The sequence below is a fragment of the Ligilactobacillus sp. genome (genome assembly GCF_036846325.1).
Classification (GTDB): domain Bacteria; phylum Bacillota; class Bacilli; order Lactobacillales; family Lactobacillaceae; genus Ligilactobacillus.
This window is the reverse complement of sequence record NZ_DAIUCE010000008.1, coordinates 23,574-34,343: the sequence shown is the minus strand read 5'-3', so window position 1 is coordinate 34,343 and position 10,770 is coordinate 23,574. Positions and strand designations below refer to the sequence as shown.

Genomic DNA, 10,770 nt, shown 5'->3' with positions numbered 1-10,770 from the left:
TCATAATCAGGTTCCAGCTCGCAACCCCCTCCGCCTAAGAAGCTCCCACTTGGCAGGATGACCTGCCGTCGTGCGAGCCTCCTTAGTGCTCAGGGGCTGAGCGTTCGCTTCCACACCTTGTCATAATCAGGTTCCAGCTCGCATTCCCCCTATCGCAACCAAGGTCTCCCTGGACGAGACAAGCTCGCCTTCGGTCGCCCAATGCTTGCGTCCCTCCTTATCTACCGCCTTGTTGAGCGGCTGGTCTTCGCACCTTGTCATAATCAGGTTTCGCCTCACAACCCCCTTGTCCCAAGCACCCTTGCTCGGGCAAGACGAGCTTACCCGTCGCAAGTGCACCTTGGATACGCGGGGGCTGAGCGTTCGGCTCCACACCTTACACATTATCCAAATATTCCCCGAACTCCGGCATATCCTTCAGATCACCAGTCGCAATCTTCCTGACAATCGTGTGCTCTTCTGAAAAAATATAAATTTCATCGACCAGATTCTTTATCTGGTTGAAATGATGACTCGAAATGATAATCGTCTTGCCGGCTTTCCTTAGTTTCTGGATAACCTCTCTGACCGCCCGGCAGTGTCTGCGCGAAAGCCCGTTAAACGGTTCGTCAAAGATGATTACCTCGGGATTGGATGATAAAATGCCGGCGATTGCAACCAGTTTCTGCTCGCCGCCGGAGAGCTGCCAGGGAATGCGATCCCGCAAATTTTCAATCTGCAGCAGATAGAGGCAGTCTTCAACCCGCTCCCTGACCTCTTCTTCAGCAAGGCCAAGGTTTCGCGGACCAAAGGCAATCTCATCGTAAACGCTCGTGTTGAAAAGCTGAATCTCGCTGTTTTGAAAAACGAACCCGATTTGCTGATAGAGCTTGCTTGATTTCATGCGATCCTTCAAAAAAGCGGCATCGATTCTCTGCCCGCAAAAATCGTAGGTGCCCTCATCAAGAGGATACAGTCCGACGACTGCCTTCAGCAGAGTCGATTTGCCGGCACCGTTAGGCCCCATGATGCAGATGGATTCGCCTTCCCCGGCTTCAAAATCCAGTCCCTGAAACCCGACTTGATTTTGATAGCTGTAGCTTCCGCCCCTGATTCTTATCATCTGATTGTCTTCCCCCTGCGTCCTTGTCATCTGATCACCCCGCAAATAATTATCACTGCCAGAACTTCAACGACTGTCAGCCAGTCGACGACTCCGAACCTAAAGCTTTTTGCCTTGAAATGCTCGCCGTCATAGCCTCGCAGAACCATCGCCTCGTAAAGCTCGGTCATTCTTTTCCCTGACGTCAGATAAAGCTGTCCCAAAATGACGCCGACCGTTTTCCGACTGCTTCCGTTTCCAAAGGATCTGAGCTTGATGCTTGTCAGAATTTCTTCAAGATACCTTCCCAGAATTCCGATGTACTTGATGGTAATGTCAAGCGTCAGAATCATCACCCCTGGAAAATGCAGCTGCTCCAGGGCTTCTACGAACTGATTCCATGGAGTGGTTGCCAGAAACAGCGCGGTGTAAAGCATTACCAGCGCGGTTCGTGCCAGAAAAATCCCCAGGTTGTCGTTGTGCAGAAGCACGCTCGGCATAATCACCAGCAATGACACGACCATAAGCTTCAGAAGTTTCGCCATCGTTTCCCGGATAATCATTCCGGGAAGAAAGACCAGGCGCAGCATTACAATAACAAGCATAATTTCAAGAAAGAGGACTGTATTTGACAATAATATGCAGATAATCATGACTACTAATTCGAATAACCTTACACATGGAAGTCCCTTTGCTTCATAGCCTGGTCTGGATCGTGAAAAATAAAGCAGCATTCTGGCAACGGTTCTGAGATTGGCCAGAACATAATTCTTCTTTTCGGGAATTTCAACAGGCTCATGACGTCCCAAAAGCCATGCCGGCATCATTTCATTTTCTTTCTTTTGCATAACTTATCAAAACCTTGCTTATTAACAGGAAGACAAGCACCGCAATCAATGCGCTTAAGACATAGCCCAGAATTTCAGACGACATTGACGGTACCTGATAATCGCTTAAGAATGACTGGTAAAACAAACCATGGGAAAGTCCGTGCGGCAAGGTCGAAGCAAGATGCTCCGCCTTGAGTCTTGCCAGAAGCTCCCGGTTCGACCATTCTCCAAAGGCGGTTCCCTTTGCCAGCAGCCCGAGCGGTGACAGGACAATCAGTCCGAGAATTATTCCGTAGAAAATCTTGATTTTCCTGAATTCACCTGAACTTTCGCCATAAAGTTCACCGGGTGCAACTCGCTGAACGAACTTGTAAATGACAAACGTGAAGAAGACTTCAATCCAGCCGACAACCAAAAGGTGTGACAGACACATTGCTGGAATCGTCAGCGACAGCGGGTAGGGATTGTAAAGCGGCTGCCCGCTTGCCGTATGGAACAAAAGAGGCTGAAGGCCCAGTTCGATTCCGACAAACAGCGCTGCGACATTGATGCCGAGATATGAACCAATGATTGCTCCAAGGCTGTCATGACCGTTTTTCCTGAAGAATGAACAAATGAAATATCCGACATAGGGCATCACGCAGGCCATATTGAAGATGTTTGCCCCAAGCGAGAGAATCCCGCCGTCTCCAAACAGGAACGCCTGCAGGAAAAGTGCCGTGGAAATCGCGACACAGGCCGCATCCGGCCCGATCAGAATTGCAAGCAGCGTGCCGCCGACAGCATGTCCCGTTGTTCCTCCGGGAATCGGAACGTTGAACATCATCATGAGAAAAGACAATGATGCGGCGACTCCGAGCATCGGGGCAAGTTCCTTCCTTTCCTTCAGCCTGACCTTGATTTTCCTGATTGAATAGACCACGACAGGTGCCGCAGCCAGAAACATCACCGCACAGGTCTGAGGACTGAGATAATTATCTGGAATATGCATTGTCTTCCCCCGCTAATCAAAAACTTCGCCCAGTTTATCACCCAGGACAAGGAAGCATCCGAGATAAACAAACAGAATTCCCAAAACCATGTTCAAGACGATGTACACAACAGCCAGGCCCGTGCTTCCGAAAAACATCAGGCGATTAATGCCGCTCGCAAATGACGAAAACGTCGTCAGACCTCCGCAGAAACCTGTCGTCAGAAACTTTCCCCAGCCTTTCGAAACGGTCTTCCTGGTTACGAGAGCAGTTACGATTCCAATGATGAAGCACCCGATGAGGTTGACGATCAGAACCGCAAACTGGTCCGAATATCTGAACGAAACGAAAAATTCGGCAAGATATCTGAAACCGCCGCCTAAAAAGCATCCTAAACAAACAATCAATAATTCTATTCTCTTATCCATAAAAATCACCCTGCTAAATCATAAAATCAAGCCAGATCCCCAGGTAGACGCAGAGGATGCAGGCAACAACGCTCAGGATCCAGTAGCCGACAGCCGTGTTTTGCCTTGACTTTCCAAAGTATTTGAAAACTTCAAGCGTAAAGGTCGAAAATGTTGTCAGCCCGCCGCAAAAGCCGGTTGCCAGGAACACGTTCATCGTTCCCGTCATCTCACCCGTCTGAAACATCGTCAGCAACACGCCAATCAAAAGCGAACCGACCGCATTTGCGACAAACGTTCCGACAGGAAACGGCTTGTCCGATCCGTTCAGCCAGTCGGACAACAGCTTTCTTACGCCGCCGCCGAAAAATGCCCCGCAGCCTGCCACCAAAAAATTAACAAAAATACTCATTTTTACCACCCTAACTCAAGATGTTCGCTCTTACGCAAATCCAGTGCTTCGAATCCCAAAATCTCTTTTCGATAATACTCGATAAAATGCCACATGAGCTTATGGTTTGCATGGGCGCTTTCCCCCATTACCCTCAGAACAAGCCCTGATTCCTCAAGCAATGAGATGCCCCATGCGGAATTCGTCTGGTAGGCGTTCAAATATTTTCTCAACTCGTCAACCATTTTCCCGTCCGCATCCTCATCGATGATGACGACAGAGTTGAAATTGGTTCTTCCTTCAAAATAGCCGAACTCATGCATCGGCTCGCTTGTCGGATCGACCAGCAGAAAATCATTCAAAAGCAATTCGCTTCCCATACGAATCGTTGTCTTCAAACCGATCTGATGATACTGAAACAGGCGCTCGTCAGGCGACCACCCGCTTGTCAGCCCGTCGGTCAGAATCAGTCTGGCACCGTGTTCCATTGAAATCTCTGTATTTTGACGATAGTAAGCGTTCTTGTAAGGAATGGTCTCGTCAATGTAGAATTCAAGACAGGCATTCCTGGCCACGCTGACCCTGGCCTTTTGCCGGGTCAGCTTCATGTTTTCGCTCTTGTAGACGTAATTCGGCGTCTGCGTCGTCAAAACGGCATGAGTATCTTCTTCAAGATCAATTTCCTGCAGGTAGCTTTCACCCTCAGTATAGCCGCCGCCGGTTGCAATCAGAAAATAATACGGGGTTCCGTCATTTACAGGAATCGATGATGAAAGCCGGGAATTGCCGCTTCTGTAAGTGTCCTTTGCGACCGTCCGCCCGTTTCTCGAAACAAAACTCAATTTGATCGTTCCATCATACATGCTCATGCTTCCAGATCCTCTAACAGGCAGTTATTCTTGATCCAGTCGATGACCTCATCAAGACCCTGATCCTTTTTAAGGTTGGTGAACAGGAACGTGCCGTTTGAACGGAACATTTCAGAATCGCTCTTCATGCGGTCAAGGTCTGCTCCGACATACCTGGCCAGATCGATTTTGTTGATGATGAACAGGTCAGACTTGATCATTCCCTGTCCTGCCTTGCGCGGAATCTTCTCGCCCTCGGCAACGTCGATGATGTAGATTGAAAAATCGACCAGTTCCGGGCTGAACGTTGCGGCCAGGTTGTCGCCGCCGCTTTCGACGAAGATGATGTCAAGCTCGTTGTTGAAGCGGTCTTCCAGTTTTTCGACTGCCGCAAGATTCATTGAAGCATCCTCACGAATCGCTGTATGCGGGCAGCCGCCCGTTTCAACGCCGATGATCCGGTCCTTGTCAAGGACGGAATTCCTTACCATGAACCTGGCGTCTTCCTTCGTATAAATGTCGTTTGTGATTACAGCCATGTTGTACTCATCATTCAATCTGCGCGTCAGGCGTTCGATCAGCATCGTCTTTCCGGAGCCGACCGGGCCGCCAACACCTATTCTTACTGCACGTTTCATTAAAAAACTTCCTTTGTAAATTGATTTCATGACATGAACAGGCGCGAGGTCTGCGTCTCATGCCTGATTTGTGCAAGTTCCAGTCCCGGGGCATTCGCACCGAGAAATTCTTCATCCAGTTCCGAGATTTCTGCGCAGACCTTGTCCAGAAGAAAGATCAGTCCGTTTAAAATAACCTGTCCTTCCTTCTGTCCAAGAGGTACTGCCCGCACAGCATTCTGCACAAGCGTCGAAGCGACGCTGTAACCGTACATCAGCGTCAGATCACGCTGTTTCATTCCCTTGTAGTGGGCAAAGATCGTAAAGACTATTGCCGGATTTCCGTATGCCTTTCCATCGTCAATCGCCCGTTCATAACGGTTCAGAAGATTAATCGAATTCCCGTAGATCCGGTTGATCAGTCCGATCATCTGATGCGCAATCATCTTTGTCCCTTCCCTTGTTTCAAGCGCAAGGGTCGCCTTGGTCAGGGAATTATCGTATTCGATGATTTTCTCGAAGTCATCATTTTCAATCGCCTCGTAGCAGATTCTGGTCAACAGTCCTTCCCCGTACTTGAACTGGGAACGATAGTAATTCGTGATCCAGATGTTGAACTCCGGAGCCTTCCTGATGCGCCGGTCATGCAGATAATTCTCCATTCCAAAGGAATGATTGAACGTTCCGATTGGAAACGTCGAGTCACAGATCTGGAACACTTCGAGATATTTCAAAATTTCATTTTCCATTCGTCAAGTCCGCATACTTGAGCGGCTCATCAAGCTTAATCTGCTTGATTTCATAATCAGCATGGCGCTTGTCAAGCGTATTGACGACGACTTTGTCCAGCAAAAGTGAAATCGTGCCGTCCTTGACCTGAACCGGCTTGTGCAGATTTCCGAGCAAGTGTGCGATTACCCCCATTTCATCAATGTTCTTCGGCTTGACCACGATCATCTCGTCCGGAATCACGCTGATCACAAGCAGACGCTTTTCGCCGATTCTAAATGCAGAGCCTGATTCCAGAACCTGGTTTTCATCTTCAAGCCTGATTCCATAGTCATTACCGTGATCCGTGGTTACCCTTTGAATCGACTTCAGCAGATCATCGCTCCTGACCATTGCGGTTTCGATATGGTAGCTTTCGATATCCGGGATGTCGTCCACGTTTCGGTAAATCTCAGTTAATATCATCTTTTTTCCCTCTCTTCAGTATCGTTAAGTATCAGGGGTCCGGATGAAAATCCGGCCCCTGCATTTTTCATCAGTACAAATAGTACCTCTGTGCCAGTGAGATCCGTTCTACGGGATCGCAGGTAATTAATTTGTCATCAATCGTGACATTGAAGGAATGCGGATCGATTTTGATTGTCTCCGGTGTATAGTTGTTGAGCTTCATGTCGCGCTTCGTCAAATTGCGTGTGTTGTGAACGGGAAGCACGATCTTGTTTAAGCCGAGTTCTTCCTTGATGTTGTGCTCGTAGGCATACTGTGAAACGAATGTGATGCTTGTGCTTCCGACAGCCTTGCCCTTTGCGCCGTAGAGATCGCGCATCATGCGTGGTTCAGGCGTCGGCAGACTGGAGCTTGCATCGCCCATGACGCCGTATGCGATCATGCCTGCCTTGAGAACCATCTTCGGCTTCGTACCGAATTTGGCTGGTTCCCAGATAACGAGGTCGGCATACTTGCCCGGTTCGATTGAACCGACGTAATCTGAAATACCGTTCATGATTGCAGGGTTGATCGTGTATTTGGCAACATAGCGCTTGATACGGTTGTTGTCTGAATATTCGGAGTCGCCTTCAAGAGGTCCGCGTTGAAGCTTCATCTTGTCGGCAAGCTGCCAGCAGCGCATTGCGACTTCACCGACACGGCCCATTGCCATCGCATCCGAAGTCATGACACTCAAGGCACCCATGTCATGCAGGACGTCTTCAGCGGCAACGGTCTGCTTGCGGACACGTGATTCAGCAAAGGCAACGTCTTCTGGAACCTTGGGATCAAGGTTGTGGCAGACCATTGTCATGTCGAAGAGTTCGTCGATGACGTTCTTCGTGTACGGGTTCGTCGGATTCGTCGAAGAAGGCAGAACGTTCTTTTGTCCTGCAACGATCATAATGTCAGGAGCATGTCCGCCGCCGGCACCTTCTGTATGGAACGTGTGAACCGTGCGGCCGCCGAATGCGTTGATCGTGTTCTCGACAAAGCCGCCTTCGTTAAGCGAGTCGGTGTGAACGGCAAACTGAACGTCATACTTGTCAGCAGCCTTGATTGAATTGTCGATTCCGGCTGCAGTTGCGCCCCAGTCTTCGTGTGTCTTGACGGCGGCAGCACCTGCTCTGATCTGTTCTTCGATCGTTTCGGGAGTTGCGCCGGCACCCTTGGCCATGATGCCGACATTGACAGGTTCATTGTCATGTGCTTCAATCATGCGATGCATATGGAACCTGCCTGGTGAGCAGGTTGCGGAATTGGATCCGTCGGCAGGACCTGTGCCGCCGCCGAACAGTGTCGTAATCCCGTTGTCGAGAGCTGCGTGCGTCAGGCCTGGTGAAAGATAGTGAACGTGAATGTCGATGCCGCCGGCAGTTACAATCATGCCTTCGCCGGAAATTGCTTCCGTGCTTGCACCGACGACAAAATCGATGTTGTCCATGTTGTCAGGGTTGCCGCCCTTGCCGATTGCAAGAATCTTGCCGTCTCTGATGCCGATATCGGCCTTATAGATGCCCGTGTAGTCGATGATTGTTGCATCACTGATGATCGTGTCTGCTACAAGAGGGTTGTTTTCGCGCGTTTCAGTTGCGTTAACGCCCATGCCGTCGCGCAGGACCTTGCCGCCGCCGAACTTGCTTTCCTGTCCATGCACGGTCAAATCCTTTTCAATTCGTGCAAATAAATTCGTGTCGCCCAAACGAACGCTGTCACCGACTGTCGGTCCGAACATTTGGGTAAACTGCTTTCGATCCATTTCAAAACTCATAATTATTCCTCCGTGCTTTCGTCAAGGTAGCCGTTGACCCTGTTGTTAAAGCCAAATATGCGACGCTTGCCGCCAAAGTCAATCAAATTTACCGTTCTCTTTTCGCCCGGTTCAAATCTGACAGCAGTTCCCGCTGGAATGTCCAGTCTCTTGCCAAAGGCCTTCTTGCGATCAAAGCGCAGGCCTTCTTCATTTGCTTCATAGAAATGATAGTGCGAGCCGACTTGAACGGCACGGTCGCCGACGTTCTTGACTTCAAGCGAGATTGCTTCGTATCCGACGTTATATGGCACTTTTTCATCCGATAACTTATATTCTCCTGGAATCATTTAAATTTCCTTCTTTCTCTTAACGAATAGGATCGTGAATCGTGACAAGCTTCGTGCCGTCGACAAAGGTTGCTTCAACCTGAATCATCGGAATCATTTCAGGCACGCCTTCCATGACGTCTTCTCTTGTCAGGACCTGTCCGCCTTCGTTCATCAGTTCGGAAACTGATTTACCGGCACGGGCACCTTCAAGAATATAGCTTGTAATCAAGGCAACACTTTCCGGATGGTTTAATTTCAAGCCCTTGTCCTTTCTCTGCTGTGCAATCATACCAGCCAGACTGATAATCATCTTTTCTCTCTCACGCTCTGTAAGCTGCATCATTTATCCTTCCTTCTACTTAGGCCACATGTTTAAAAGCATCAAAAATCCTGGAATCCAAGCCGTTAAAATTCCTTCAATGATTCCCAGATATCCCGGAAACTTTCCGAGATTCCACTTGAGATTGTTTGAAAGAAATCCTGTCAGCCACAAAATTCCCCAGGCAAACCAGATGATTCCATAAATCCAATTGCCGCCGAAATTCTGGAAACATAAAATTCCGGCCGGGATTGAATTTATCGCAACAAACAAGCTGTACCATCCATAAAGCCGTTGATCAAAATCAAAAATCGCATTGAGTGCAACATAAAGATATGTGAATGCGAACAGCAGACCTGTTGCGCTTGCGTAGAACCAGCTTTCAGGCTTTCCCGCAACCACGCCATAGGAAATTGAGACAATGTTCAGGATTAATCCCAGTCCGCCCGTGAAGAAGTTCATCACGACGATTGACTTGTCCTTGATTCCTTCGACGGCGTAAAAACCATTGCTGATCAAGACAATACCAACGTAAAGCAATACTACTCCAAGCATTATTCTTCACCTCCCTTCAGGGAATTGAAATCATAAGTCGCCTCATCAAGCAGAACCTTGTCGAGTCCTTCCTCGACCTGCTCTCTTGTAGGCTTGATGTCAGTAATCATGGAAAGCACTTTGACAAGAATCCATGTAATGACGAATGCATAAACGGCAACGAGAATCACACCTAAGGCCTGAATCATGAACTGATGCCATCCTGCAGCAACACCGTTGATGGTCCTGCTTGCCAGAATACCGATCAGGATCGTTCCGGTAAAGCCGCCCATGCCATGAACGCCCCAGACGCCGAGCGCATCGTCCCAGCCGAGCTTTTCCTGGATGGAAACGGCAACGTTGCAGACGATGCCGGCAACAATGCCGACAACGACTGCCATCGTCGGCTTAATGTAGCCCGCACAAGGCGTAATCGTTGCAAGTCCGGCCACCGATCCGGTAAGCACGTCGACAAAGCTGATGTGACCGTGAACGATTTTGGCATAAATCAGCCAGACGACCATTCCGCTTGCAAGACCGACAATCGTATTCATGAATGCAGTCGTTGCCAGCAAACCGGCCTTCAATGCACCGCCGGAATTAAAACCGAACCAGCCGAACCACAAAAGTCCGGTCCCGATTGCCGCAGCCATCAGATTGCTTGGCTTCATGCTTCGCTCCTTAAGCTGACGCTTGCCAAGAACCGCAATGCTTGCCAGCGCCGCAAATCCGGCTGTCGTATGGATGACGGTTCCACCCGCAAAGTCAACGAATCCCATCTTTGCCAGGAAGCCATTTCCCCAGACCCAGTGACATACCGGAAGATAAACCAGAATCGTCCAGAAAATCAGCATCAGAACATATCCCTTGACGTTGAGTCTCTGTGCAAATGCACCTGTAATCAACGGAACCGTAATCACGCAGAACATCAATTGAAATAAAAAGAACAGTGCAAAGGGAATCGATGCTGCGTGCACTGCATTTGGCACGAGCGAAACATTATGAAGTGCAAAATAATCAGTCGGCATCCCGATAATCCCGTGAACGTCACGGCCGAATGCCAGGCCGAATCCGCCGAAGATCCAGATCAGCGTAACTATTCCCATTGAAATGAACGACTCCATCATAATCAGAAGAACGTTCTTGCTTCTTGAAAGTCCTCCATAGAAGAATGCCAGGCCGGGCGTCATCAGACACACCATTGCCGTACAAAGCATCATGAACGTTGTATCCCCTGTACTTATGTGCATAAATATTCACTCCTTTAAATTATTTCGAAAATAAAAAGACCATCATGAATGGCAGATGGTCTTAAGTTATCCCGATAATACACATTTCAGCCACTTCTTTTCTAAAATATTCAAATGATATGTATGCAGTAACTTGTGAATATGTATTAATTATCTTTTATGCTATCGCTTATGTTTTCGTTATATCACTTAAAAATTTCAATCGCAAGAATTAGCGCCTGTCTG

At 48.7% G+C, this 10,770-nt stretch carries 14 protein-coding genes; all 14 read right to left on the bottom strand.

Annotation, left to right across the window (positions count from 1 at the left end; genetic code table 11):
* Window positions 1-376: 376 nt before the first annotated feature.
* The 14 genes from V7Z60_RS01840 to V7Z60_RS01775 all read right to left on the bottom strand — a co-directional run bounded on the left by V7Z60_RS01840 (window position 377) and on the right by V7Z60_RS01775 (window position 10,545).
* Window positions 377-1,132 (bottom strand): energy-coupling factor ABC transporter ATP-binding protein, encoded by a 756-nt coding sequence (locus V7Z60_RS01840; protein WP_334115840.1) that lies wholly within the window; start codon window positions 1,130-1,132, stop codon window positions 377-379.
* Window positions 1,129-1,929, bottom strand: a complete 801-nt coding sequence (locus tag V7Z60_RS01835) for a CbiQ family ECF transporter T component (protein WP_334115839.1) — start codon at window positions 1,927-1,929, stop codon at window positions 1,129-1,131. Before V7Z60_RS01835 ends, V7Z60_RS01840 begins: the two co-directional genes overlap by 4 nt.
* The gene (cbiM, locus tag V7Z60_RS01830) at window positions 1,910-2,902 is read right to left on the bottom strand and encodes a cobalt transporter CbiM (RefSeq protein WP_334115838.1); all 993 of its coding nucleotides are present in this window, start codon (window positions 2,900-2,902) and stop codon (window positions 1,910-1,912) included. Before cbiM ends, V7Z60_RS01835 begins: the two co-directional genes overlap by 20 nt.
* A gap of 12 nt (window positions 2,903-2,914) precedes the next feature.
* Window positions 2,915-3,310, bottom strand: coding sequence for a fluoride efflux transporter FluC (locus V7Z60_RS01825; RefSeq protein ID WP_334115837.1), 396 nt, complete (start codon window positions 3,308-3,310; stop codon window positions 2,915-2,917).
* A 13-nt stretch (window positions 3,311-3,323) separates the two neighbouring features.
* Window positions 3,324-3,701, bottom strand: coding sequence for a fluoride efflux transporter CrcB (crcB, locus tag V7Z60_RS01820; protein WP_334115836.1), 378 nt, complete (start codon window positions 3,699-3,701; stop codon window positions 3,324-3,326).
* 2 nt (window positions 3,702-3,703) lie between these two features.
* Window positions 3,704-4,549 (bottom strand): urease accessory protein UreD, encoded by an 846-nt coding sequence (locus V7Z60_RS01815; RefSeq protein ID WP_334115835.1) that lies wholly within the window; start codon window positions 4,547-4,549, stop codon window positions 3,704-3,706.
* Window positions 4,546-5,166: an urease accessory protein UreG gene (gene ureG / locus V7Z60_RS01810; RefSeq protein ID WP_334115834.1), complete on the bottom strand. Its 621-nt coding sequence runs from the start codon at window positions 5,164-5,166 to the stop codon at window positions 4,546-4,548. Before ureG ends, V7Z60_RS01815 begins: the two co-directional genes overlap by 4 nt.
* Window positions 5,167-5,192: 26 nt before the next feature.
* On the bottom strand, window positions 5,193-5,894 hold the full coding sequence (locus tag V7Z60_RS01805) for an urease accessory protein UreF (protein WP_334115833.1): 702 nt from the start codon (window positions 5,892-5,894) through the stop codon (window positions 5,193-5,195).
* On the bottom strand, window positions 5,884-6,339 hold the full coding sequence (locus tag V7Z60_RS01800; RefSeq protein ID WP_334115832.1) for an urease accessory protein UreE: 456 nt from the start codon (window positions 6,337-6,339) through the stop codon (window positions 5,884-5,886). The genes V7Z60_RS01805 and V7Z60_RS01800 overlap by 11 nt, the downstream gene beginning before the upstream one ends.
* Window positions 6,340-6,409: 70 nt before the next feature.
* A complete protein-coding gene (gene ureC, locus V7Z60_RS01795; protein ID WP_334115831.1) occupies window positions 6,410-8,131 on the bottom strand; it encodes an urease subunit alpha in 1,722 nt (573 codons plus the stop codon).
* 2 nt (window positions 8,132-8,133) lie between these two features.
* On the bottom strand, window positions 8,134-8,460 hold the full coding sequence (locus tag V7Z60_RS01790) for an urease subunit beta (RefSeq protein WP_003694778.1): 327 nt from the start codon (window positions 8,458-8,460) through the stop codon (window positions 8,134-8,136).
* Window positions 8,461-8,479: 19 nt separating this feature from the next.
* Window positions 8,480-8,782 (bottom strand): urease subunit gamma, encoded by a 303-nt coding sequence (locus V7Z60_RS01785; RefSeq protein WP_334115842.1) that lies wholly within the window; start codon window positions 8,780-8,782, stop codon window positions 8,480-8,482.
* A 15-nt stretch (window positions 8,783-8,797) separates the two neighbouring features.
* A complete protein-coding gene (locus tag V7Z60_RS01780) occupies window positions 8,798-9,316 on the bottom strand; it encodes an AmiS/UreI family transporter (protein ID WP_334115830.1) in 519 nt (172 codons plus the stop codon).
* Entirely contained in the window at window positions 9,316-10,545 is a 1,230-nt protein-coding gene (locus V7Z60_RS01775; RefSeq protein ID WP_334115829.1) for an ammonium transporter, read from the bottom strand. The genes V7Z60_RS01780 and V7Z60_RS01775 overlap by 1 nt, the downstream gene beginning before the upstream one ends.
* Between the last annotated feature and the right edge of the window lie 225 nt (window positions 10,546-10,770).